The organism is Desulfomonilia bacterium, assembly GCA_036567785.1.
GTDB lineage: Bacteria > Desulfobacterota > Desulfomonilia > UBA1062 > UBA1062 > DATCTV01.
This window is the reverse complement of record DATCTV010000030.1, coordinates 1-25,028: the sequence shown is the minus strand read 5'-3', so window position 1 is coordinate 25,028 and position 25,028 is coordinate 1. Positions and strand designations below refer to the sequence as shown.

Annotated in this window: 27 protein-coding genes, 2 tRNA genes and 1 CRISPR repeat array; of the genes, 7 read left to right on the top strand and 22 right to left on the bottom strand. The window is 46.3% G+C overall.

Annotated features, from left to right (window positions below):
- Nucleotides 1-65: 65 nt before the first annotated feature.
- From VIS94_07155 to VIS94_07115, 9 genes are all read right to left on the bottom strand, one after another.
- Complete coding sequence (locus VIS94_07155; GenBank protein HEY9160843.1) at nt 66-1,997, bottom strand: bifunctional UDP-sugar hydrolase/5'-nucleotidase; 1,932 nt, start codon at nt 1,995-1,997, stop codon at nt 66-68.
- Nucleotides 1,998-2,142: 145 nt separating this feature from the next.
- Nucleotides 2,143-3,150, bottom strand: coding sequence for an inorganic phosphate transporter (locus VIS94_07150; GenBank protein HEY9160842.1), 1,008 nt, complete (start codon nt 3,148-3,150; stop codon nt 2,143-2,145).
- Nucleotides 3,143-3,775 (bottom strand): DUF47 family protein, encoded by a 633-nt coding sequence (locus VIS94_07145; GenBank protein ID HEY9160841.1) that lies wholly within the window; start codon nt 3,773-3,775, stop codon nt 3,143-3,145. The genes VIS94_07150 and VIS94_07145 overlap by 8 nt, the downstream gene beginning before the upstream one ends.
- A gap of 176 nt (nt 3,776-3,951) precedes the next feature.
- A tRNA-Thr gene (locus VIS94_07140) sits at nt 3,952-4,023 on the bottom strand.
- Between the two features lie 52 nt (nt 4,024-4,075).
- Nucleotides 4,076-4,822, bottom strand: a complete 747-nt coding sequence (locus VIS94_07135; protein ID HEY9160840.1) for an amino acid ABC transporter ATP-binding protein — start codon at nt 4,820-4,822, stop codon at nt 4,076-4,078.
- On the bottom strand, nt 4,809-5,612 hold the full coding sequence (locus VIS94_07130; protein HEY9160839.1) for an amino acid ABC transporter permease: 804 nt from the start codon (nt 5,610-5,612) through the stop codon (nt 4,809-4,811). The genes VIS94_07135 and VIS94_07130 overlap by 14 nt, the downstream gene beginning before the upstream one ends.
- Complete coding sequence (locus tag VIS94_07125) at nt 5,603-6,349, bottom strand: basic amino acid ABC transporter substrate-binding protein (GenBank protein HEY9160838.1); 747 nt, start codon at nt 6,347-6,349, stop codon at nt 5,603-5,605. Before VIS94_07125 ends, VIS94_07130 begins: the two co-directional genes overlap by 10 nt.
- 91 nt (nt 6,350-6,440) lie before the next feature.
- Entirely contained in the window at nt 6,441-7,946 is a 1,506-nt protein-coding gene (locus tag VIS94_07120; protein HEY9160837.1) for an ABC transporter substrate-binding protein, read from the bottom strand.
- Between the two features lie 25 nt (nt 7,947-7,971).
- Nucleotides 7,972-8,931, bottom strand: coding sequence for a queuosine salvage family protein (locus VIS94_07115; protein HEY9160836.1), 960 nt, complete (start codon nt 8,929-8,931; stop codon nt 7,972-7,974).
- Nucleotides 8,932-9,060: 129 nt separating this feature from the next.
- On the opposite strand from VIS94_07115, the gene VIS94_07110 reads away from it, so the two are divergent.
- Nucleotides 9,061-9,606 (top strand): hypothetical protein, encoded by a 546-nt coding sequence (locus tag VIS94_07110; protein HEY9160835.1) that lies wholly within the window; start codon nt 9,061-9,063, stop codon nt 9,604-9,606.
- Here the strand turns inward: VIS94_07110 and VIS94_07105 are convergent.
- On the bottom strand, nt 9,600-11,258 hold the full coding sequence (locus VIS94_07105; GenBank protein HEY9160834.1) for a C45 family peptidase: 1,659 nt from the start codon (nt 11,256-11,258) through the stop codon (nt 9,600-9,602). The genes VIS94_07110 and VIS94_07105 overlap by 7 nt on opposite strands.
- A 412-nt stretch (nt 11,259-11,670) precedes the next feature.
- On the opposite strand from VIS94_07105, the gene VIS94_07100 reads away from it, so the two are divergent.
- The 5 genes from VIS94_07100 (at nt 11,671) to VIS94_07080 (ending at nt 14,407) form a co-directional block, all read left to right on the top strand.
- Nucleotides 11,671-11,958, top strand: coding sequence for a hypothetical protein (locus tag VIS94_07100; protein ID HEY9160833.1), 288 nt, complete (start codon nt 11,671-11,673; stop codon nt 11,956-11,958).
- Nucleotides 11,959-11,993: 35 nt separating this feature from the next.
- A tRNA-Phe gene (locus VIS94_07095) sits at nt 11,994-12,069 on the top strand.
- Nucleotides 12,070-12,126: 57 nt separating this feature from the next.
- On the top strand, nt 12,127-12,786 hold the full coding sequence (locus VIS94_07090; GenBank protein ID HEY9160832.1) for an HAD hydrolase-like protein: 660 nt from the start codon (nt 12,127-12,129) through the stop codon (nt 12,784-12,786).
- A 9-nt stretch (nt 12,787-12,795) separates the two neighbouring features.
- On the top strand, nt 12,796-13,698 hold the full coding sequence (locus VIS94_07085) for a DUF2804 family protein (GenBank protein ID HEY9160831.1): 903 nt from the start codon (nt 12,796-12,798) through the stop codon (nt 13,696-13,698).
- Between the two features lie 55 nt (nt 13,699-13,753).
- Entirely contained in the window at nt 13,754-14,407 is a 654-nt protein-coding gene (locus VIS94_07080) for a cyclase family protein (protein ID HEY9160830.1), read from the top strand.
- Between the two features lie 213 nt (nt 14,408-14,620).
- Here VIS94_07080 and VIS94_07075 read toward each other — a convergent pair whose 3' ends face one another.
- Complete coding sequence (locus VIS94_07075; protein ID HEY9160829.1) at nt 14,621-15,430, bottom strand: hypothetical protein; 810 nt, start codon at nt 15,428-15,430, stop codon at nt 14,621-14,623.
- Between the two features lie 139 nt (nt 15,431-15,569).
- Nucleotides 15,570-16,655 (bottom strand): OmpA family protein, encoded by a 1,086-nt coding sequence (locus tag VIS94_07070; protein ID HEY9160828.1) that lies wholly within the window; start codon nt 16,653-16,655, stop codon nt 15,570-15,572.
- Nucleotides 16,656-16,830: 175 nt separating this feature from the next.
- On the opposite strand from VIS94_07070, the gene VIS94_07065 reads away from it, so the two are divergent.
- Complete coding sequence (locus VIS94_07065) at nt 16,831-17,187, top strand: DMT family protein (protein HEY9160827.1); 357 nt, start codon at nt 16,831-16,833, stop codon at nt 17,185-17,187.
- A gap of 10 nt (nt 17,188-17,197) precedes the next feature.
- Here VIS94_07065 and VIS94_07060 read toward each other — a convergent pair whose 3' ends face one another.
- From VIS94_07060 to VIS94_07015, 10 genes are all read right to left on the bottom strand, one after another.
- Nucleotides 17,198-18,076 carry a F0F1 ATP synthase subunit gamma gene (locus VIS94_07060; protein HEY9160826.1) on the bottom strand — a complete coding sequence of 293 codons (879 nt, stop codon included), beginning with the start codon at nt 18,074-18,076 and terminating at the stop codon, nt 17,198-17,200.
- Entirely contained in the window at nt 18,063-19,613 is a 1,551-nt protein-coding gene (locus tag VIS94_07055; GenBank protein HEY9160825.1) for an alternate F1F0 ATPase, F1 subunit alpha, read from the bottom strand. The genes VIS94_07060 and VIS94_07055 overlap by 14 nt, the downstream gene beginning before the upstream one ends.
- A gap of 19 nt (nt 19,614-19,632) precedes the next feature.
- Nucleotides 19,633-20,415 (bottom strand): hypothetical protein, encoded by a 783-nt coding sequence (locus VIS94_07050; GenBank protein ID HEY9160824.1) that lies wholly within the window; start codon nt 20,413-20,415, stop codon nt 19,633-19,635.
- Between the two features lie 6 nt (nt 20,416-20,421).
- Nucleotides 20,422-20,697, bottom strand: a complete 276-nt coding sequence (locus VIS94_07045) for a F0F1 ATP synthase subunit C (GenBank protein HEY9160823.1) — start codon at nt 20,695-20,697, stop codon at nt 20,422-20,424.
- 37 nt (nt 20,698-20,734) lie between these two features.
- Complete coding sequence (locus tag VIS94_07040; protein ID HEY9160822.1) at nt 20,735-21,442, bottom strand: F0F1 ATP synthase subunit A; 708 nt, start codon at nt 21,440-21,442, stop codon at nt 20,735-20,737.
- Nucleotides 21,443-21,451: 9 nt separating this feature from the next.
- Nucleotides 21,452-21,730 (bottom strand): ATP synthase subunit I, encoded by a 279-nt coding sequence (locus VIS94_07035; GenBank protein HEY9160821.1) that lies wholly within the window; start codon nt 21,728-21,730, stop codon nt 21,452-21,454.
- Nucleotides 21,727-22,014: an AtpZ/AtpI family protein gene (locus tag VIS94_07030; GenBank protein ID HEY9160820.1), complete on the bottom strand. Its 288-nt coding sequence runs from the start codon at nt 22,012-22,014 to the stop codon at nt 21,727-21,729. The genes VIS94_07035 and VIS94_07030 overlap by 4 nt, the downstream gene beginning before the upstream one ends.
- 28 nt (nt 22,015-22,042) lie before the next feature.
- A complete protein-coding gene (locus VIS94_07025; protein HEY9160819.1) occupies nt 22,043-22,426 on the bottom strand; it encodes a F0F1 ATP synthase subunit epsilon in 384 nt (127 codons plus the stop codon).
- Nucleotides 22,427-22,428: 2 nt separating this feature from the next.
- Nucleotides 22,429-23,805: a F0F1 ATP synthase subunit beta gene (atpD, locus tag VIS94_07020; protein ID HEY9160818.1), complete on the bottom strand. Its 1,377-nt coding sequence runs from the start codon at nt 23,803-23,805 to the stop codon at nt 22,429-22,431.
- 359 nt (nt 23,806-24,164) lie between these two features.
- A CRISPR array of direct repeats spans nt 24,165-24,803; the repeat unit is 35 nt; unit sequence GTCGCAATCCCTTCAATCAGGTCGTGTGGTTCGTT.
- A gap of 31 nt (nt 24,804-24,834) precedes the next feature.
- Nucleotides 24,835-25,028 (bottom strand): hypothetical protein (locus tag VIS94_07015; GenBank protein ID HEY9160817.1); only part of this gene is annotated, 194 nt, incomplete at its 5' end.

The window sequence follows — 25,028 nt, the reverse complement described above, 5'->3', positions numbered from 1 at the left end:
AGAGCGATTCCCGCATCCTCCCTGATCCGGGGAAGATGCGGGATATGAATTTAATATTCTTAAATCTAAAGGTTTGCAGTGCTTATAAAACAGTTTGTCTGTTTGATTCTGCCCGTCGGGCCCTTATACAGGTCAGGGACATCTGGATAGCTCTGGCCCCTGATGTCATCAAATGATTCGAGATATCTCATGAATCCTTCCCATTGCTGAAGTTCCTGCACACCTGGTGTCAGGGGGTCCTTATCAACACGCGCCTCGTTCAGTCCTTCCGGATGCGCGGTTTTGTCAAGATAACTTACACCGTTCTTGTCCTTGGGAACAATTTTAAGGAACCCGTAGGTGTAGTCGCCGATGACCGCTATAAACTGTGCAACATAATAGTTGATTGCAATCTTGTAGAGTTTCTTGTTCGTAAAAGTGGTATTCAGGGGTTTTGTATCGTAACCATTCGTCTCGTCGCCCATATATATCTTTCGGACCCGGTAGAACAGCAGGAGTTTGGGGTTATATTCGAATTTGAGCCCGCTTACATTGAGCCAGTAGTCGCTGTTATTTCCCTTTAGAGGGTAAACGGTCGTAATAACTTCGAGCGCCTTTCTGATTTCAGAGGCGGTCACATAGAAAGTCACCATCGGATAGCCGACGAAAGGATCACCGTTAATATCTTTCTCAAGGCCGAACCCCAGAGGAAGTACCCTGAAGGCGTCAGAGAAACTGATAAGACCTGTCGTTCCTTTCAGAATATCGTCGCGAATGACGCCGTTGGATTCCACTGCGAGGTCAACCTTGCGTGATTCAGGATCGGCCGGGTCATAATCCACCTGATCGACCATCCAGCGCATGGAGTCTGCCACTAGATTTCCTAGATTGGTTTCCTCTCCAGCTGTACATATGAGGTCATAGGCGGTTTCTGCTACAATCCCGTCAAAGGTGTACGGATATCCGAGTACCCCGGAAAGGATATCGTTTATTTCCAGCTTGAGGCTGTTTGTAGCATCTACAATGACCTCATCACCGGGTATCGAGTCATTGATAGGCACAAGTTCATACGATGAGAAATACGGCGCGGTTTGTGTGAGGTCAAGGTCAAGCACGCCCAGATAACGCCCGTTGGAGCCTGCCTGTACGATAATGGTATTCCCTGACATGATGGGGGTTTCGGACCTCTCATGGGTATGGCCGCTTATGATCACATCTATTCCGGGAACCGCCAGTGCCAGTGCAGAGTCTTCTTCAAGACCGGAATGTGACAGGCATACAATCAGCCGAGCGCCTTCGGCCTTCAGTGCTGTTACCGCCGCCTGGGCCGCAGTGGCCGGAACATCAAAATCAACAGGTGATGCAAACGGGGCCACGCTGGCGGCGTCTTTGCCCATCAGACCGAAGAAGCCGACTTTGAGCCCGTTTACATCTTTGATGTAATAAGGCTGGATCACATTGCCTATGCCAAACAGGGCTTGAAGGGCATCATCCTTGGGGCTGGTATCTGAGAAGATAAGGTTCGAGGCCACCACTTTCATATTGAGGCCAAGACTTGGAATAAGTCCGTATATTTTTGCCGTTTCGGTTGGCGTCCAGTCGAATTCGTGGTTGCCTATCGTTAGCACGTCGTATCCAAGCATGTCCATGAGCGTCAATTCCGATGTACCGCGCTGCAGGGTGAATGCTGTACCCATCATGAAGTCGCCTGCATCAACGAGCAGGGTTGGAGTACCTTCCAACAGACGCCCGGCACGGATGTCCTTGACCTTTGTGGCGATGCGTGCAAAGCCTCCAATAGTATTGTCGTCATTTATTGACAACGGTGTGTAATCGGCTTCGGGCCCGATTCCTACAAAGTGGGAATGAAGGTCGTTGGTATGCATTATTGTCAGATGTGTCGGTGGATCAGCCGCTGCAGTGCCAAAGACCATGAAGACAGAAGCCCCAAACAGTAAACCGCTCAGTAAAACCCTCATCAATACATTGCCGGTAATACCTCTGTACCGTTTATTCATAAAAACCTCCTCTTAAGAGATTATTTTCTATCAGGACATGAATGAACAATTATATATTACAGCAATCCGTTGATTGTGGCAATGATTCAGGAATGCGTGAAGATATACCGGTTCAGGTCAGCCTGTATCCTCTTGTTCTTTTCCTTCATGCCAGTCCGATCAACCGGCACAAGAACATGCACAGTGCCCCCACTACCGCCGCGGCAGGAATAGTCACAAACCAGGAAAGCGCAATACTCCCGGCCACACCCCAGCGGACGGCTGAAATTCTTTTGGATGCACCGACTCCCAGCACCGAAGAAGAAATGACCTGGGTTGTACTTACTGGTGCCCCGAGCAGAGACGCGGTCATAATGACTCCGGCCGTGGCACTTTGTGCGGCAAATCCATGGACAGGCTGCATTTTGAAGATTTTCTGCCCCATGGTCTTTATGATCTTCCAGCCGCCATTGATCGTCCCCATCATGATGACCGATGCACAGGCGACTTTAACCCATACCGGAACGTACAGCTGAGGAATTTTATGGAACACTACAAGGGCGAGGGCTATAATTCCCATGGTTTTCTGGGCATCGTTCATACCATGGCTCAGCGCCATCCACCCGGCGGCAAGCATCTGGAGCTTTTGAAAGGCTTTATTGGCCGTCTTGTAGCGTACCCGGAAAGTCAGCCACGCAAGGCCCAGCATGAAGAGGTAACCGGCGACAAAACCGCTCAGTGGAGAAAGAAATAGAGGGATGACCACCTTGGTGAGTATGGAGTGATATTCAAGCGATTTCCATCCGCTGTTCACGATGCCAGCACCTATGAGGCCCCCGATCAGTGCATGTGAAGAAGACGACGGCAGGCCGATGGTCAGGGTTATTACATTCCAGGAGATCGCACCCAGCAGCGCAGCCAGCAGCAGAGAATGACAGCCGGATATCAGCTCCGGCCTTATGATGCCCTTGCCTATGGTCTCGGCAACATGGGTTCCCAGAAAGGCCCCGGCAAAATTGAGAATGCCTGTCATGATGACTGCAATCTTCGGTGTCAAAACCCTTGTCGAGATAACCGATGCAATCGCATTGGCACTGTCATGCGCCCCGTTGGTATAATCAAAGATAAGTGCAACCGAGATAATAATGACAAGCAGAACAGGAAGGTCAGGCATTTTTTATACTGATTCCTTCGATTATATTGGCAAGTGCCTCTGCCTTTTCCAGGGCCTGCTCTATGCGGTCGTAGATCTGCGTCCACATGATAACATGCAAAAGCTCTTCGCTGGCGGACGGCTTGCTTTCATAGAGCGAGCCAAGAGCCAGTAGCAGATGCAGCTCCGACTCGTTCTTTATGCGGTGGACGGTCCTGGAATGCTCTTCAACCTCATTCCTGCTGCTCAGGTTTCTGATCATCCTGTCGATTTCCTCGACAATTACCTGCAGGCTGCCGGTCAGATCGGCCGCAGCAGGCTCCATGGCAGTTGTAAACTGGTACAGACCTATGCGTGAGGCAATGGCCCTGATCATATTAAGTATATCTTCCAGTCCCATATTTATGGCGTGGATATCTTCCCGGTCAAGAGGAGTAATGAAGGTAAGGGAAAGCTGTGTTGATATGTTCCTTGAGAGTTTGTCGCCTTCAGTTTCCAGCTGATTGATTCTCTGGCATTTGGCTGAGACCTCTTTGAAATCGCTGCATATTTCGGCAAGTATGACGGCCGCCTCTTTGACCAGGCTGCTCTGTTTCTCAAACAGATCAAAGAATTTCAAGACCCTGGGAAAAAAACTAATGTTCATGTAAACCCCGCTTTATTCATTTTATTCCTATACTGATTTTTTTAGCATCAGTTACAGCAATAAACAGATGATCTTATTACTTCATCGGTTTTTCGATTTAATTTGTTTAACGGGATTCATATTCCTGACGGCAGACTGGAAATCACACAAACGGTTTTAATTGGATTAATAACCAAAGCCAGCGAAGGGGGTTGAACCCTTGACCTGCTGATTACGAATCAGCTGCTCTACCACTGAGCTACGCTGGCATGCGTTGAGTCTTTTACATATAGATTAAATAGTTGTCAATCGGTTTGGACCTCAAAGGATCTGGCTCAGGAACTGCTTGGCCCTTTCATGCACCGGGTTTTTGAAGAAATGCTCTGGACTGGCCTCTTCGAGAATCCTGCCCTCATCCATGAACACCACCCTGTCAGCCACCTCCCGGGCAAAACCCATTTCATGGGTCACAACGATCATGGTCATACCCTCCCTGGCAAGCCTGACCATGACGTCAAGAACCTCGCCTATCATTTCCGGGTCCAGTGCCGATGTCGGTTCGTCAAAAAGCATGAGCTTAGGCTGCATGGCCAGAGCCCTTGCAATAGCAACCCTCTGCTGCTGGCCGCCTGAAAGTTTTGTCGGATAAATATCCGCCTTTTCAAGTATACCGACCTTCTTCAGAAGTTCTTCAGCAATCCTTTTTGCCTCGTCTTTTGTACGCTTTCTGACTACGGTCTGTGAAAGGGTAAGATTTCCCAGAACCGTTTTGTGTGGAAAAACATTGAAGGCCTGGAAAACCATCCCGACCTCTTCCCTTACCTTATTTATGTCTGTTTTCTTATCATACAGATCAAATCCATCGACAAGGATGCTTCCCCTGTCTATCTCCTCGAGCTTGTTGATGGATCTCAGAAGCGTACTTTTTCCGCTTCCGCTTGGGCCTAAAATGACCACTTTTTCACCGTCATAGACATCCATGGATACGTTGTCGAGCGCCTTCAATGTTCCGAAGAACTTGCTTACGCTTTTTATCTCGACCATTTTGCGCCTGCTACTTTCCGGCATTTACCCTTTCCTCCATGATGCTAATGAGTTTTGAGAAGAACAGCGTGATCATCAGATAGACCAGTGCGATGACCGTATATGTCTCGAAATAGGTGAATGTCTCCGATGCATATTCTCTTCCCCTCCTCAAGAGATCGGAAACCGCAAGGATGGAGACAAGCGACGAGTCTTTCAGCAGCGCCACGAATTCATTACCTACCGGCGGAAGAATAGTCCTTATCGCCTGCGGAAGTATTACATGTATCATTGCCTGAGTCGATGTCATGCCCAACGAACGGGCAGCTTCCATCTGACCTTTGGAAATCGCCTGGATGCCAGCCCTGAAAACCTCACCCATATATGCGCCATAGCAGACAGCCATAGCGATAACGGCGCTTAACATGTCAGGGATGTTGACGAATTTGGCCAGCGCATAATAGATGTAAAAGAGCTGAACAAGCAGCGGTATCCCTCTGATGACCTCGACATACAGCGATGCAATGCCATTGATATATCTGTTTTTTGATATCCGGCCCAGCCCGGTAAACAAACCTATTACTAGCGCCAGAAGTATCGATTCGACCGTAACCTGAAATGTAATCAGTATGCCGTCTGGAACAAACCTTATTATACTGAGGTATGGATCCGGCTTGAAGATTATAAGGGCTATGAATGCTGCTATGGCACCGAAGAACGCAACCCTCCAGGCAGTAAACAGTCCCGCGTCCGATTTCACGGGGATGGCTACGCCATCCCCGACCTCTATCACCTGGACAGGCTGATCTTTCTGTTGCTTAGGATTTACAGCCACTTCTTTTCAATCTGCTTGTCTATGCCTTTTTCCTTGACAGCCTTGAGTCCCTTGTTAACGAGATCCAGAATCTTCTTGTCGCCCTTCTTGATCATTACACCGAGTTGTTCGTTTGTCGGTATTTCCAGACCTATCTTGAATTTTTCCTTGTACTCGGCCTTGTGGAGGGCATAATCTCTTGCAACCGGAGTGTCGCACATAACACCGTCAATCCTGCCGGCGGCCATATCCGCAAATGCTAGCCCTATTTCATCATATGTCTTTGTTACAACACCCTGGGCCTTCTTCAACTCCATGGCGCCTGTGGTGCTGATCTGAGCGCCGACCTTCTTTCCTTTCATGTCATTCATGGATTTGACGTTCAATGCCTTGGGAATGACCAGAACCTGATTTACGTTAAGATACGGATCGGAGAAGTCATATGTCTTTTTTCTTTCTTCGGTAATGGTTATCGAGGAAAGCGCGCAGGCATTGGGGTACCTGTTGCCCTTCATTGCGGCAAATATTCCGTCCCATGCAGTATTTTTATACTCGGGTATGAATCCTGCTTCTTTTGCTATCGCATTGAACAGGTCTATCTCAAATCCGACAATATTCTTGTTCTTGTCAACCATTTCCATCGGCGGCCATGTGGCATCGGTGAATACCGTAATCTTCAACTGCTCTGCCGAAAACGCAGAGCCTGATATAATCAAACCTGCAAGCATGAACAATAAAAACGATTTGAAGATTTTCATGATTCCCTCCTTAAGGATAGATTTTCACGGTTACTTTCAAATCAGGGAGCTATCATATTTTTGTTCTTACGTCCACATTGATACCCCTGCCCTATTGATTGCCTGAATTTGCAATTCGCGTTTTTTCCATCACAATGAAAAACGGCTGAGACGTGCAATCATAACCAAGATCGATATCTTTCTTTAACACGGCATATTCCCTTATGAATACGAGAGGCAGGATATCGATATCAGCCAGTATTTTTATTTGAATGTGTTTTAATAAATCTGTCTGCCTGGCGTTGGAGGTTATTCTTTCCGATGCTTCAACAAGATATTTGTATTTCTTATCGATTCCATTCTCAGTCATCAAGATACCCAGCAATTTCTGGATACTACCGGTAGTTTCGAAAGACAGCAATTTAAGATCACAAGCATCATCACGGCATGTTGTAATGACGTCTTCCGGATCATCTGCTGATAAATTGAATCCCATTTTTTTCAGTATATCCCGTAATTTATGAATTATTTCATCAGGAATTTCCCTGCTCTTAACACATAAGACAACCTGTTCACCAGTGTTTACAGGAAGAGCTTTACGTGAACTGTCACTGAGCCCGTAATCAAGACCGAGCCTGATAATTTCATCCCGGGTCAAACCGGCTGTAGTGATTAGGGGACACAGACCATACAAACTCTCGCATCCGTCTATGTTTGAACAGAAGGCATCCCTGTCAATATTTTCTGCTGTTATCTTTCTAAGCCCCTTATCATTAAAGGGGCCTGCTTCGATATTAAAGCCGAGATAGATTAACCAGCCGTTACGGAAATACAGCCGTTTAAAGTTGTCATTGCCTTTGTCATCTATCTTGTCTGAAAAATCATCCGCCGGTATCAATACGTCCAGATAGCCCTCTGACAATGAATGTTCCATCTTTGATATGTCGGGACCAAAAACAAATCTGACACTGTCAATAACCGGCATCCCCTTGAAATAGGACTTGTTCACCCGCAGGTACAGGCTGTCTTCTCCGATACCGGAGGCAACCATAAACGGTCCGGTCCCTGAAAACATGCCTTTCCCTTCAAAAATTTTTCTGCTGAATATATAGACCCCGTTGTAACCGGTAAGCATCGGTAAAAAGAAATCCGGGGAAAGAGGCTTATCAAGTATAAGGGTTATTTCATACCTTGATTCTTTGCGTATCTCGATGCCGGAAAGAAGCCTGCTGTCATCCGAACCTGCAAGCAACTCGAGAGAGAATGCGACATCCTCAGCCTCAAGTTCATAATCCTGTCCACCTGATAATCTGTGAAATTTCACATTTTTTTTAATTGTCACTGTCCAGTATTGCCTGCTGTTCAACATTCTGGGCTTTGGTATGCTTTCGGCAAGTTCAGCTTCGATTGAATTCGGACTTCCGGGAGAATATTTGAAAAGCGAATTGAAGACCGTACCGGCAAGAATTTTTTCAGCCCGGGTTTTGCATGAAAGGATACTGTCCATATCAGGCTTTTTTCCGCATATCCCAACTGCCAGAATCTTCTCCGATGCCAGTACCTGTCCGGACAACACAAGATAAAATATCAGGAACAGCAGGTTTTTTTTCAGATTCATATAGTTTAATAACTGCCCGGAAAATTCAGTAAAACACCGTACGGGTCCTGTGTCTTGGTTTTGCCTTTTTATAATAGGACTGCTGCCCCCTATGCCAGAGAATATTGTCAACAACTGCAGGTGTTGCACCCTTTGAATACCCACCCATCAACTGTGAGATCCTTTCAACGGCATCGACGGCGCAAGCCCTTATTTCAACCTCTTCGGGGGAACCTGATGATATAAGTTCAGAACTGTCAATTTTCTCAGCCAGACTGTCTTCATATTCGAGTATCCCGTCGAGCCTGAGTACATGCGGTACAAGGTTATCTGCAAACATTGTCAGCTTATAGAGATCATCGAACCTCCCGATGCCCTGTCCGTCAAATGCTATATTAAGATCAAGTGAAAGTATCTGCGCCCTCTTGAAGAAAGCGACCTGTGTACCTTTGTATTCCGCCGTATCCTTAAAGAAAGGCATCCCCGAGATGATTTCAACCAGCCTCTCGGACGAGCAAGCGGAAGCCTCTATCATTTTTGTAAAGCTTGAATCATAGTTTTCTTTTACATAATTGGCCAGATCTTTCAGGGAAATGGCATAAAGCTCCATCAGTTCGCGTACAATGTGATTATCAGCATCCTGTCCCAGCATCGCCGCACAATCACCCGGTGTTATATTCAGCAGGTCCCCTGCCCTGAGCGGGGCTTTTTTAAAAAAGTCATTCAATTCCGATGCAATCGTATAATATCCGGACATGCCGGGCCTTTTTTTCAAATACGGGAAATAACCCGAGCCGAAATTTATCGAATTGAGTATTACAAAAAAAGCAACCGTATCATCGCCATGTCCGATATAATGGCAGTTTATATCCATCTGCGGCTTGTCAGGTCTGGTTCTCGCAAGCCTCATTGCATATTCATCGATTTTATCATGCCTGATATGCACAAATTCCGAGTTCTCAGCCACGAATCTGCATGAACGCCTTATGTAATCAAAAGTCCACATAGTTTTTGCCTTACAATAATTTTACATCATCATAAACGATTTTGCCATCCGTGATTGAAAAACTTTCTTGAAATTAAACATTACTTACATTAATTCCGATATTCAAAATCAGGAGTCAGAATTAAAATTATGATTATACTTATCGTTGCTGCAGTATTGTTGATGTCCGGGCCCAGCGAACCCGTACCCGACATGGTGGATTTCACATTCATGGATCATGAGGGAAACAGCTACAGATCAACAAAACTGCTTGATTATGCCAGCACATATGAGGAATCAGACAAACAGCCAATGATTCTGCTAGTCGAAACACCTGATATGAATAATCCCGATTTTAAAAAACAGTATGATGAAATCAGGAAGCTGGCTTTATCCGACGCAAACATTATCACCGTTGTTTCATGTCCCGTTGAAGAATACGATTCCAGTTTTCATACCGACATAGCCACAGCAGCATCCATACGCAATAACAGCAAATCATTCAGAGTAATGCTTCTTGACGGAAATGGAAAAGTGAGAAAGCACTGGTTCAAGTCAGCCAGATCGGAAGTCCTGGAAAAGCTTCTTGTCAAAACCCCAAATATTGATTCATGGAAAATCAGAGAAGAAAACAGAGCGGGGAAAATATATGCCCAGGACTCTTCTCTGAAAGAAAGCGCAGAATCTGTTCAGTGATCTGAAATATCGATAAACGGTTTCAGGTCGATCCTGACCCAGGGTTCATCTGCCCGGTAATAGCCGTAAAGACATTCCATAATCAGTTCCTGATTGTCGAATATGTCATGATGGCCTTCGATTTCGCCATCCACCTTGTATCTTGTCCAGCCTTCATAACCGTTTCTCAGGGATTCCTCTTCCCTGTTGGGGTTCATGAAGTCTATCAGATCCCGGGCAGTTGCAAAATCTATACGGCCGTATTTATCGGATACCCTCTTTGTAAGGTCACTGTATCTTAGAAGGGTCCTGGATGTCTTCCAGTAGTTCTTCTGAAGAAACTGTATCCAGGGAGAAAACGTAGTAAATACCATCCTGGGGATTATATAGTGATTGGCGGCGATCACTACATCATCATACGTTTCTATCTGCGGCGGGAAATCCTCAAGCCCCTCGAATGCGGCAGGATATACCCAGTTTTGAGGCCTTGTCATCACACCTCTTTCCGGCAGTTCATCAGTGGGCAGTTTTTCTATAAGATCTTTCAAAGACTGTTGTGTATACCATTTCAGGATATCAGGACCGCCAACTTCCTTGCCGTTTTTATCTACCGCCATCCCTTCTTCGACTACTGTTCCATTTGTGTATTTTAAGCTTTTTTCATCATCTGCAATAACGTAAACCCATGACACGCCCCTGTTCTGGGACTTCATCCTCTCTACAGCCTCATCGAGGTTTGAGCTGTTCTGGATAATATCGCGAATGACAAGAAGGCATCCCATGCCGGGTGTTTCCCTTGTCGCACCGCTGAATACCACATCAACACCCATTGATAGCCCCTGGCTGTTTATCCCTGCCGTCTGCCCTACAAAGCCGGGAGCACCCAGCGTAACGAATGGTTTGCCATTATCCGGGATGTAGATCGTCATCAATGCCTCGTCCTGATAAACACCGCCGGTGGCCAACATGAAATCCCTTCCGTGATAGACCTTGCCGCCAACCGTGGCATTGCCGGACACGACAAACCCGTTGCATCCCAGTATATCTTTTGTAGCGCCCTGAGTATTCGGAAGCTTCCCGGTGAAAAGTATCGAATAAAGCGAGTCCAGACCCTCATTAAGTACAAGCACGTCATCGGCGGTTATCTGCTTGAAGGATGAATTAGCTGAATTAGCACCGTCAGCAACCCCTTTCATTTCTTCCAGCAGGTAATCGGGTATTGCATTATCTTCAGTGACAGCCGCTTTTGCAAGGGCGGTAGCCATATTTTTAACAGTATTGAATAATGCCGTTCCTTTCTTAACATAGGCATATTCTTCAAGCAGGTTCTCCGTATAGGTTTTCACCATGTTATATGTTCCGCCAGGGAGAAGTCTCCCCATCTGATAGCCGAGACTATAGGGTTTGCCTGTAAGGACTACACATTTTTTTTGAGGCCATATTGAATGTTTTGCCAGTATGCCCACATCACCGTTGATGGTAACCTGCTTCACAGCCTGAAATCCCTGCTGGTTCAATGCTGCAATAATCGCATCTGCCTTTTTGTTTGATTCTCCCGGAACAGGATTGTCGGTTTCTGTATAATTATCATGAGATGATGAGCAGGCAGTAAATATTAATATACAAACAAGTACCAGGACAGTGAAAATATTTGAAATTAAACTTTTCTGCATTGCCGCCTCCTTGAACCATAAATTAACTCTGCCGGAGACAGTTTCCGGCAAATAACCATCAGTTTTGTTAAGAGCTTGCCCTCTTAGTAATACCAGTTATCAAAAGGTCTTGATTTTTCCGGACCATGGAACTGGCATTTTAATAAATATACGATAAACAACAAATAAAAAGTAATACATATCATGCAATTAATATGCCTTGAGGCATTTCAGTAATTTCATGATTTCCTTACCTAATTTTAAGGGAAAACATGTTGCATGGCAAACAATTTCATATATCTCCCAATAATTTTCTTAGTGGTGAACAATACTTTTTCAGAAGAAAGTTGCGATTGCGAATGATTAAATATCGGGTTAATGAAATTTATATCTTTGACCGATAGAAGAAGTAACAATAAAGGAGGTCCAATATATGAAATGTACAAGATGCGGTTATACGAGTTTTGATTATCTGGACAGATGCAAGAATTGCGGCGAAGATATGACCCAGGTAAAGATGAAACTGAATATTTATACAAAGCAGCCGGAACTGGATACAGGTGATGAAGGATTTCTAATCAACAGGGTCAGTGATATGTCAAAGGATGCACTCGGCGCAAAAAATCAGCAGAAACTTGGGCAGTCATCGGTCGATGATTTGCTTAGGCAGGGCGCAAACAAAGGTACCAGTTTTGATTTTGGAGAAGATAAAATTTCTTGACAATAATTCATAAATTAAATAGACAACTCCGGTGTGCCGAGGTAGCTCAGTTGGTAGAGCAGGGGACTGAAAATCCCCGTGTCGGGGGTTCAACTCCCTCCCTCGGCACCAGTTTTTGATTCAGCAAAAAAAGATTTTTCTATACTCCTCATAATAACCAGAATACTCATGAAAGACATTACCACAATCCTGTTCGATCTCGATGGCACTCTCACAGACCCGAAAGAAGGCATCATAAGATGCATTCAATATGCCCTCGATAAAATGGGAACAGGCACCCATGATACTGACAGCCTGATATGGGTTATCGGACCACCTCTGAAAACCTCGTTCTCGAAGATTCTTGACACGTCGGATGAACAGATACTTACCAATGCAATCGCCCACTATAGAGAAAGGTTCGGAGATACAGGCATGTATGAAAACATACTATACCCAGAAATACCCGAAGCGCTCGAAACTATAAGAAATACCGGCCGTAAGATAATGCTTGCAACTTCAAAACCCGAAGTCTATGCAGTAAGGATCCTCGAATTCATGGACATCATGAAATATTTCGATGTCGCTTATGGCAGCATGATGGATGGCAGCCTCGCCGATAAGGCGCGTCTGATAGAACACATTATCGCCAGGGAAAACCTCAGTCCTGAAAATACCATGATAATAGGCGACAGAAAGCATGATATAATGGGGGGAAAGGCAAACGGCATAATCACTGCGGCGGTAACCTATGGATACGGCACACGTGAGGAACTGGAAGAAGCAGGTCCCGATTTCATATTTGACTCCATGCTGGAAGCTGCTGCATTTATAAAGGAAAAACTTTAAGGAGCCTGCATGAAAAACGAAGGACACGTTGATATCGACACATCCCGTTTCGGCATTAAAGGCTTATTGAGAAAAAAAGAATGGTGGTATTTCGAAGGCATCGATGTCAAGGAGAAGATTTATTATGTCTTTCTGGCACTCAGGGCCTTCCCGATAAGCTATGTCTCGATCAAGATAATCGACTACAAGAATAACAGGCGTTTTACAGAAGAACACATGGGCTCGTTCATTTCAGAACCAGGTGATCGCGTGAAGGTTTCCGCCAGCGGCAAATGGGGATATATGAGATTTTCAGGAAGTGCGGAACAGGGTTGGATAATCGACGTCTCTACCGAAAAGGTCAAGGCCCAGTGCTTTCATATCCCTCTCGCACCGGTTCATGTGAACCATCTGCTTACACAGCATATCGACTATACTATAAACCAGTTCATAAAAAATGAGGCCACAGGCACGATAATCATGGACGGATCGGAATACCAGTTGAAAGGCAGCGGTTATCATGAACACAACTGGGGCGTGCAGCCCCGGCATTCGACAGCGCACTGGCTTCATTTCTGGGGCAGGAATATTGCCGGGGTCGTCCTGAGCTGCCATTACGATGCTGGTGTTCCCCATCATTACACATGTCTGTGGGACGGCAACAATATGAGCTATCTGTTTTCACCGGCACAATTCGGATTTGATCCGTCACAGCCTGATAAACCCTGGTCTGTCAAATCTCCTGATATCGATCTTGTCATAACCCCTCTCGCAGGACACCATACCCGCATGGGAATCCCTCCTCTGATAGAGTATATCCATATCGACTACTACGAGCAGCTGTTCGAATTGAAAGGGACTGCCATGGTCAGAGGCGTACCCGTAAACATAGACGGTATTGGAAAGCTGGACCATAACTGGAACCGCTGGTAATAATATTGCTCGTCTTTCAATTATTACCAGACTTAAAAAACTGATGGGAGAAAATATGATCATTGGCCAGGTTATAGACCTCAGCAGGACTATTTCCGAAGACATGCCCGTTTATCCCGGAACAGAACAGCCTGTGATATCAAACCCCTGCACCATCGATGGGTGCGGATTTGCAGAAAAGAAGATCACACTGTATTCTCACACAGGTACGCATATGGATGCGCCATCTCATATATTGAGAGGTGCGCCATGCCTTGAGGATCTGGGTGCCGGCCATTTTATCGGAAAAGGCGCTGTGATCGATTTGAGCCGGAAAGCCGTTAAAAACCACAGTATAGAATTAGACGAACTTCTGGTTTTTAAGGAGCTTGTTACTAAAAAACAGTTCATTCTTCTGCACACGGGCTGGGGAAAATACTGGGGCAGAGATAATTACTTCAAAGGTTACCCGGTCCTCTCAACAGAGTCTGCAGAATGGCTCGCAGGATTCAACCTCAGAGGCATCGGCATCGATATGATCTCGATTGACCCGCCGGATACAGAAGACATGAGGATCCATAAGATATTTCTGAGCCGGAACATTGTCATCATAGAAAATCTTTCAAATTTATCTGAATTGACGGGAAAGAATTTTATTTTCTGCTGTTTCCCTCTTAAGCTTATGAATTCAGACGGCTCGCCCGCAAGGGCAATAGCCGTGATCAATTGATAAGGGGAACGAGATATTGAAAAATCCGTTCTCAGAACATTCTATGATGAGGTGGCAATAATCACCGGCGGGGCATCGGGCATAGGTCGTGCGCTCGAAGAAGAGCTTGCGGGAAGAGACGCAGAGGTTTTAGAAAAACAATCCGTGACAAGACAGGCATAATATTCAAATCCACTGTTTCAAGAAGTTATTCCCGTTTAAACTACTGCTCGTTTATGGATTGTAATTTATTGCATCATTCAGGCATTCCTGTCCGAACATTACCGGATCGTTGGTTGCCATATATCTCTGTACGAAGGACATGAGGTCGGAAAGGCCTTCATTAAGCCAGTACATAACACAATCATTATTCGTACAATGATGGCCGTGCGCAGTATCCTGATGCATGCTCCTAAGCGGAACACCGTTGTTCACAAGCCCCATTGCATGTCCGAATTCATGAACAAGGGTAGTCTGCTCGACATATTTCACAAGTGTTGGAGAAGCCCCCGTTGATTTTACGACATCCTTGAACACTACTATAATGGAAGTTCCCGTAATCGATGCGCCTATCACAGAGGTTTCAATTTTGCCGTCCTCGCTTAAATTTCCGTTGACAAAGAAAACATAAAAACATGCCGTGGGCGAAGATGAATAACCTGTAATAAAAGACCTGGCCAGATCATAGACATCCTGAGCACTCCAGGAGGTTTTGTTCTGATCCGGAATTTCCGTCATCTCCCGGACAGTTCTCGGTACGTATATATCAGGTATCAATGACCTTGATTCAAAGAGTGCTGCCATGTTTGCTTCAAGTATGCTCCAGTACGCAAAACCATTCTGTGTATTTCCTACATATGGCTCTGCATCAGGCTCATAAAATACACTTACTTCTATTTGTGACACGTTTGAATAAAGGGCTGGTATGTCTGTAACAAATTCAAGAGAGCTTTGTTCTGATGATGAAGAAATCTCATCGCCACCTGAGCAGCCTGAGAAGACCAGGAAGATAATATATACGATAAAAACAGAACACTTCCTCATTGCTGCAATCTCCTTTATCCGAACCGCCTGTAATTTGTAATTACACTAAAGCCAATCCATATTCCAAGATGTATGTATAAAAAAGCCTCCCGATAACATCCGGGAGGCGTTGGAAATATTCTTTATTCGGGGAGGAAAACTATTTTTTCACGTCTTTGACCTTATCATATTCAACAACGGCTTCAACACGGCGATTTTTTAATCTGCCCTCTGCAGTCTGGTTACTGGCTATAGGTTTTTCTTCACCGTAGCCGATTGCCGTAAGTTTCGAGCCATCAACTCCTAGCTTTTCGACAAGATATTTCTTTACATTTTCAGCACGTGCCTGCGACAGCTTTTTGTTGTAGTCAGAGGGTCCGATATTATCCGTGTGGCCTTCTATATAAACCTTAAGTTCTGGATGCTTCTTCATGACATCCGCAAAGCTTTTCAAGTCGTTAGTATACATGGTATCTATCTCGGCGCTTGCTGTCCTGAACCTTACATCAAGCGTAGCTTTTCCCTTTTCGACTATCTTTCTCTCCACCTCGTTGACGACAGGGGCCGGGGCTGGCTTCTCCACTATCGGAACAGGAGCCGGTTCGGGCACTGGAGGAGCCACGACTGCTTCAGGAGCGGGTTCAGGGGCTGCAACAGCAGCTGGTTCCGGCGCTGCCGTTTTCGGTTTTTTAGCCAGATAAAAACCGATTCCGAGGGTTGCTTCAATATTGTTAAGAAAATCATCTTTATACCTGCTGGGAAGCATTACATCTCTGACATCAAGCCTCGCCACAAGATAATCGGTTATGAAATATTTCACACCCAGACCAACATCCACTGTCAGATAGTTGCGGTCGCCTCCTGTATATGCATCGACATCCAGTGTGTCGTTTGTGAATCTGGTTGATCTGCAGCCCACCCCGACCGCACCATAAGGAACGAATGTCGCATCAGGCATAAAGTAGTACAACCCTTCTGCGCGGTATGACCAGACCCTGACCTTCTGCGTCTCGTCATCGTTCAATGTTCCGCTGTATGCTAATTTAGCTTCAATACCTATATTCTTCGTTGCATCATAACCAACCCAGATGCCTGCCTGAGTCGTGTTGGTAATATCTTCCTGCCCGTCAAAAACATACCATCCGTCTTCGAACCCTGCAGAAATACTACCGGCTTTAACTCCTGCATAACATGGTGAGGTTATCAAAACCAAAAATATTGCAGATGCCATCAAATATCTTTTCATCAGGTTCCTCCTCAATTTTAAAAATGCTTTGATTGTTTATATACCCTTATATACTAGTTTACAGCAATAAATAGCATTCTTGCAAGACTGAACTGATTTTTTATTGACATTAACAATTATTTTGATAAACAAATGCCGTCTTTTAAATCGACAGGCTGCATCAAGAAGGAAAACAATGAAAACTTATTTATCAACCATTATACTATTGTGTTTCAGTAACATCTTCATGACATTTGCCTGGTACGGCCACCTTAAAAACCTCTCTCACAAACCCTGGATTATAGCCGCGCTGTTAAGCTGGGGCATTGCCTTATTCGAATACATGATACAAGTTCCCGCAAACAGGATTGGGCATCATGTAATGAATGTTGGACAACTCAAGATATTGCAGGAAGTCATAACACTTTCCGTGTTTGTGCCCTTTTCCATAATATATCTGAAGGAAAAACCTTCCATAGATTACATCTGGGCAGGATTATGCCTGCTCGGAGCCGTCTTCTTTCTTTTCAGGACTAAAATACCTGGCGTCTGATTCTGACACTTCAGGAATTTTTCAGCACCTCGTATCCGGATACTATATCGATAAGCTCCTCTGTAATCTTCGACTGGCGCTGCCTGAAATAACTCAGATTAAGTTCATTAAGTCTTTCTTCGATATTCTTTTCGGCACTCTGCATTGCAGCGAGGCGGGAGGCGTTTTCACTTGCAAGTGACTCGGCAAAGGCCCTGTACAGACTTACAAAAAGATACTCCCTTATCAGATGATGAAACAATATCTCCTTTTTCATTGAAAAAAACGGAAGCGTCCTCGAATCCCATTTTCGGTTTTTTATTTTATTAAGCCATTCCCGGTCAATCGGCAGGATTCTTATACCTTCCTGTTTGTAATTCGAACCTGATACGTACTTGTTGAAAAACAGGTAAATCTGCTCCACTTTCTGGTTGAAGTGCCAGTCGTACAATATCATCACAAGCTCCTGAACCGCAGGGGTTATTCCCGATATCGAGCTTGGCGTGGTAATACTCTCAATGACATCCAGGTCGGCAAGTTCAAGGTAATCCCTTGCCCTTTCCCCGATAGTGATCAACACCACCTCGTCGAAGTCCACCTGCGTCATCTGAATTTCAAGCGCCGCATAAGAAGCAATCAGTGTATTCAGCTGCCCGCAGAGCCCCTGGTCGGAACCGAAAACAACAGCCCCTATGCTTTTTGGTTTTTTTGTCTTTTCTACAGGCTCAATCTGACCTTTCAATACAATCTCAAGTCCCATTTCAACAGTATTCGTATAGTCCGAAAGGGATTCGACCGAACGCTGGAACTGTCGTATGCTGACAGCGGCCAGCGCCTTCATGGTCTTCACGACACCAAGAAGGTCATTCGTGCTCTTGATCTTTTTCTTCAGCGTTTCAACTGTTTCCATCTTCAGTCAATTCCGAGAATTGAGCAGAGGCTTTTACTGCTTCATCAAGAAGCACCTTCCTGTTTTCATCGGTTAGCTTGTTTCCGTTTTCAATTTGAGAACAGATGCTGCCCTGATTCTCTTTAACATTTTTTCTGAGCGCATTTTCAGCTTCACTAACATTTGCCGTTGGAACATTGTCAAATGCCCCGTTGGTGACAGCAAGCATGGCAGCAATCTGTTCTGCAACCGGAATAGGTTTGAATTGCGGCTGTTTCAGAACTTCACGTACACGCCAGCCCCTTTCAAGCGTCTTCTTCGTCGCCTCATCAAGCCTTGTTCCGAAGCGGGAAAAGCTCTCGAGCTCCTCGAACTGGGAATATGATATCCGAAGATCCCCAGCGACGGCTCTGTATGCAGGGAGCTGCGCCTTGCCGCCGACCCGCGACACGCTCTTGCCTACGTCTATTGCCGGCAGCACACCCTTCTGGTAAAGGCCGGTGGAAAGGTACAGCTGACCGTCGGTAATGGAAATAAGATTTGTCGGGATATATGATGAAATATCGCCTGCCTCTGTTTCAATGATCGGCAGCGCCGTCAACGAACCGCCGCCATATTCCTTCCTGAGGTGCGTCGACCTCTCCAGAAGCCTCGAATGAATATAGAATATATCACCGGGGTACGCCTCACGGCCCGGCGGACGCCTGAGCAGAAGTGAAAGTTCCCGGTAAGCCCTGGCATGGCTTGTAAGGTCGTCATAGATGATAAGCACATCCTTCCCTTTTGACATGAAGTATTCGGCCATGGACGTAGCAGCATACGGCGCGACATACTGAAGGCCCGCCGCATCTTCCCCTGACGCCACCACCACTATTGAATATGAAATGGCACCATATTCTTTCAGCACGGCAACTGTCCTTGCAACGTCCGCCCCCTGCTTTCCGACTGCGCAATAAATGCATATCACGCCGGTGTTTTTCTGGTTGATTACCGTATCCAGGGCAATAGCGGTCTTGCCTGTCTGCCTGTCACCGAGAATCAGTTCACGCTGCCCCCTTCCTATTGGAATGAGCGCATCTATTGCCTTTAACCCGGTCTGAAGAGGAACGGTTACAGGATCGCGGTGCATTATGGGCGGTGCCAGCCTTTCAACCGGCATCCTTTCACTGCCATGCACCTCGCCCAATCCATCGAGAGGCCTGCCGATTGCGTCAACGACCCGGCCAAGAAAAGCCTCACCGACTGGAACATCAAGGACCCGGCCTGTGCGTTTTACCTCGTCGCCTGCCCTGAGCGTCTCTGTCGAATCAAGCATTATTATTCCTGAATCATTTGCATCCACATTGAATACGAGTCCGTAAAGATCACCGGGGAAATGGACAATTTCCTCGGATCTGACCCCGGAAAGGCCTTTCACAAGAACAATACCGGAACCGACAAAGGTGACGGTTCCAACTTCTTCTGCGGCTATCTCGGGCTGGTAGCCGTCTAGCGAGCTTTTAAGCCTTGTAAATGTATCTTTAAGGACATTGTCCAGAGCCCCCGCATCCGCTCCCATGTCTTTTCTCCTTGCCTTTTCAGGAAGTTACAGTCTGAGGCGCATCGGGGATATCTTCCTTCAGCGCCTCACTAAACCTCTGTTTCAGATCCTCAAGATATTCTCCGACACTCCATGAAATCTTTTTTCCCGTAGATACGAGTTCAATGCCTGCAATTTCATCGGGTATGACTTCATGAATAAGTGGGACACCTTCCGCAACGAGCGATTTTAAATATCTGACCAGTTTTTTCTCCAGCTCTTCTTCGACCTCGAAGGAAGTCCTGACTGTTACACCTGTCTCCTGATCAGCCTGCCTGAGCATCTCAAGCGTTCCGGCGTCAGCATTCTTCAACCTGTCCATAAATGAAAGGACAATTTGCTCCTCAAGGCTGATGTTGGCAAGGTCACGCAATATCTTCCTCACCGATTCCTGGACATGAGAACCCGCTCTTGATTTGAGGTCATTCAGGAAAGCCGTTTTTTCACTTGTCAGGGTATCCTTCCATGCCTTCTTCAGTTCATCCACTTCATTCCTTGCCCGTTCGGTAAGTTCGGCTTTCTCTGCTTCAGCCTTTACTCTGGCATCATCAAGCATGGCCGACATCCTTTCATCAAGAGACCTGTTCCTGTTCTCATATTCTTTTGCTGCATCCTCGGCCTCTTTCTTCATGCGGTCGGCTTCTTCCCTTGCAGCGGCAAGCCTTGCCTGACGTTCATCTATGGCCTTGATTATTCTTCCATAGAGAAAGAACTTCAGAAGCCAGACAAGGATCATGAAGTTTACTATCTGAGCGAGAAGGACAAACCAGTCGATATGCATTTTCGTCTATTTCAGTGCCTTTGTGGCATGATCCCAGAACGGATTTGCGAATATGAGGATCATCGAGATGACGAAACAGTAAATGGCAATCGACTCGATCATGGCAAGACTTACGAAGAGCGTTCTCGTGATAGAATTTTTCTCATCAGGCTGCTGGGCAATGGCACTCAGAGCCTGGCTCACTGCTGTCCCTTCTCCAAGTGCAGGACCGATAGAACCGATTGCCATGGCAAGCCCGGCTGAAATGATTGAAACAACGGCGATCCATGTTACACTGTCCATAACCTGTCTCCCTTATTTATTTATCTCTACACCTTTATCACACTGCAGCCTGATGCTTTTCCTCCTGGGCCTGGGATGCCGATGCTATATATACCATGGCCAGTATTGCAAAGATGTAGGCCTGAACCATACCTATCAAAAGCCCTAGACACTGCATCACGACCGGGAACAGAAACGGCGTTACCGCCAGCAGTATCCCTATTACCTTGTCATGGCTCATCATGTTTCCAAAAAGACGAATCATGAGCGCCAGCGTCCTTGTTATCTCGCCCATTACATGAAACGGGAAAAATATCAGCGTGGGCTGGAAATATTCCTTCAGATAATGCACAACACCCTGATTCTTGATTCCATAAAAAGGCACGGCGATGAAAACACATATCGCCAGTGCGCAGGTGGTTGTCAGAGACGAAGTAGGGGCCACATAACCAGGGACAAACATCATAAAGTTAGACAACCCAATGAAGAGAAATAGCGAGCCTATAAAGGCTGTATATTCATCAGGGTCGCCGTGCGAAGTTTCCCTGATCTGTTCTCGAATACCAGTAACTACCACTTCAAGCAAACCCTGCCATCTTGATATATTTTCACTCGATGTAACATTTCTTGTAACGAGCCACGAGGTCAGAATCAGGATCGCCATGACCAGCCAGGTGAAAACGAGGGTTGCGTTAATCGTAATAAACCGCCAGTGCCACAGGATAACCTGGTCCGGGCTTATCTGATTGAGTGATAAAATTTCCATATTACTTTATTAGACCGCCTTTTCTGCGCCAAAAACACGCTTCATGACTTCCCTCACCAGAATGAAACCTGCGAGCGCGGCAACCATCCTTTCCCAACTGCCGGACATGATTATATAGAAACCTGCAAGCACAACACCTGTTCTGATGAAATACCCGGTTATCATGAATATCCCCTGTTTGCCTTCATCGGTCACCTTTCTGACCGTTTTCCACAGGCTGTTGAAATAAAACGCCCCGAGCAAGGCACCTCCCAGAAATGATATAAGCAGCAAAAGCACAGGATTCATTCTTTTGTAATCCCTCCTTTTTTAACCCAGTACCATGCGTTCAGACAGCCCAGTGCAAGACCCGTTACAAGAAGCATCAGGGTCCAGGAATATTGCGTTGGCCATCTGCTGTCTATCCATAAGCCCAAGGCCACACCGATAAGGGTTGGGATAGCGACCGACCAGCCTATAATCCCGAACATCCCCAGTCCGAACCAGACGGTCTGATCCGGCTCAAGTTCGCTTTTGATCTTTCTTGCCTCTTTTTTTCCCACCTCGGTTGCAAACCTGTCCTCTCTCTTCATTCCACGCCTTTGAGGTGGTTTCCTTATTTTAGGCATTTCCCTTTATCTCCATGAGGCGTCGCACCATATCCGCCTCCAGCCTGTAGGCAGCCGCCCTTGAAGTCTTTTCCCGGTCGTCAATTATCTTGAATTTTTCTTCGACTATTTCCCTGCCCTTTCCCAGGTCAGGTATCGAAAACGCATTCCTGGTCGATATGAATACGTCATCCCCCTTTTTGACCAGTATGCCCTGGTCGATCGCGTAGAAAGATTTCCTGGCCTCTGCATCCTCCATTATGAGGATTCCCGGAATGATGGCCGAAACAAAGTCTATATGCCTTGGGAGCAGGCAGAACGAACCGTTTACGGCCTCGGCGGTCAGTTTTGAAACCTCACCTTTCAAAAACACTTCAGATGGGAGCAGAATTTTCACGTTCAAGGTTTCTTTGCCTCGTCAATTGTCCCTATCATATAAAAGCTTGACTCGGGATAATCTGCAAACTCGTCATTTAATATCCTCTCACATCCGACAAGCGTGTCCTCGATCGATACCATCCTTCCCTGAAGGCCGGTGAACTGCTCGGAAGTGAAGAACGGCTGGGAAAAGAATCTCTCCAGCCTGCGCGCCCGGTAGACCATGCGCTGGTCATCCCTTGAAAGCTCGTTTATACCAAGCATCGCGATAATGTCCTTTAGGTCCTCATATATGCCCAGAGTCCGCCTGATCTCCTGGGCGATCCTGTAATGCCTTTCACCCGCTATGCCGGGCATGAGCATCTTTGAATTGGACTGCAGAAGATCGACGGCCGGATAAAGCCCTTCGCTCATCTTTTTTCTAGAAAGGACAATGGAGGCGGAAAGGTGGTTGAATGTATGAACCGCCGAGGGATCGGTGAAATCATCGGCCGGCACGTAAACTGCCTGTATGGAAGTGATGGCCCCTGACCTGGTGGTACAGATGCGCTCTTCAAGCTCGGACAGTTCGGTTGACAGCGTGGGCTGGTAACCGAGTTCCGACGGCAGCCTGCCCATAAGGCCGGAAACCTCGGAACCCGCCTGAATAAAGCGGAATATGTTGTCCATCATCATGAGCACGTCCTGCTTCGCATCTTCCCTGAAATATTCTGCCATTGTAAGTGCCGCGTGACCGACCCTGAAGCGCGCTCCCGGGGGCTCGTTCATCTGGCCGAAAACCATGGCCGTATTTTTGAGTACCCCTGCATCCCGCATATCCCTGTAAAGCTCTTCGCCTTCGCGGCATCTCTCTCCTATGCCGCAGAATATGCTGACGCCTTCATGCGCCTTGGCCGTGTTGTGTATGATTTCCGTTATCAGAACGGTCTTTCCGACACCTGCACCGCCGAACAGGCCAGCCTTGCCTCCGCGCTGAAGCGGCGCCAGGACATCGATGGCCTTGATGCCTGTAGTAAATATTTCCGATGAGGCGGACAGTTCTTTAAGCGGTATGGGTTTGGCATGTATAGAGCGGAGTTCACCCGGCACATCTCCCAGATAATCGATGGGTTCACCGAAGACATTCATCATCCTGCCCAGAAGATCCTTGCCGACAGGTACGCTCAGAGGCTTGCCGGTATCGATGATCTGAGCTCCTCTTGCAAGCCCCTGTGTAGTTGTAAGCGATATACCCCTGATAGTAGTTGAATTGAGGTGTGTATTTACTTCTATTACGATCTCGTTGTTGTCTCCGGTTCTGAGGATATTGAAAATTGAAGGAAGTCTGGATGGAAAATGCGCATCCACTACACTTCCACGTACAGAAACTATGGTGCCTAAATTCAGTTGTTCATCCATAAAAAAAGCCTCCTGCTATCTTAAAGGAAAAACCCTGCAAGCACCGATGTCTGATAAAAAATACCGCGTTTCTTCTCATAGTAACGTATATAGAATTATAGTCAAGTAGGCAAACCAAAAAATTTTTTTCGAAGGCTTTCAAGCAGAGAGGAATCGCAATCCCTTCAATTTTTGCATCACAAAAATGACATTCCGAAAGAATGCCCGAAGGGTGAGGGCTATCTGCCCGAATCAATCAGGTCGTGTGGTTCGTTCCACTGTGAAGCCTGAAACAAGCAAGCCCACTGTGAAGGTCGCAATCCCTTCAATTTTTGCATCACAAAAATGACATTCTGAAAGATTGCCCGAAGGGTGAGGGCTATCTGCCCGAATCAATCAGGTCGTGTGGTTCGTTAGCAAGGGCAGCAGAGAAAATAACCCTGCTGCCTATTGTTGTCGCAATCCCTTCAATCAGGTCGTGTGGTTCGTTAAGTAATGTTTTGGGCAATCAAAGCTGTTCTTGGGGCTAGTCGCAATCCCTTCAATCAGGTCGTGTGGTTCGTTTATCTTTTCTGGGGGGTCATATGAAGCCAGAGCTGGAGAGTCGCAATCCCTTCAATCAGGTCGTGTGGTTCGTTTTTAACTGGAATGTTAGGGGTATTCCTAGGTTCTGTCATGGGTCGCAATCCCTTCAATCAGGTCGTGTGGTTCGTTTGCCAAAAATGATGAGGAATTGGATAGTGCGATTAAATCCTTGTCGCAATCCCTTCAATCAGGTCGTGTGGTTCGTTTAGCGCAACTCGGAGTAAAAGAGATGATACAGACAGACCCGTCGCAATCCCTTCAATCAGGTCGTGTGGTTCGTTAAGATCTCTGGGGAGACAAACCCCGCAGGCGGGCCGCATAGTCGCAATCCCTTCAATCAGGTCGTGTGGTTCGTTGAAATGAAGTATTTTCAGCCATCGTAGATGGAGGAAAATACTTGTCGCAATCCCTTCAATTTTTGCATCACAAAAATGACATTCTGAAAGAATGCCCGAAGGGTGAGGGCTATCTGCCCGAATCAATCAGGTCGTGTGGTTCGTTGTAAAACAGTAATTGAAGTGTCGGACGGTGACACACAGTCGCAATCCCTTCAATCAGGTCGTGTGGTTCGTTTGGATTTGAAGAATTGAAACGTATGCCCATCGGTACAACAGTCGCAATCCCTTCAATCAGGTCGTGTGGTTCGTTTACTGTGGATG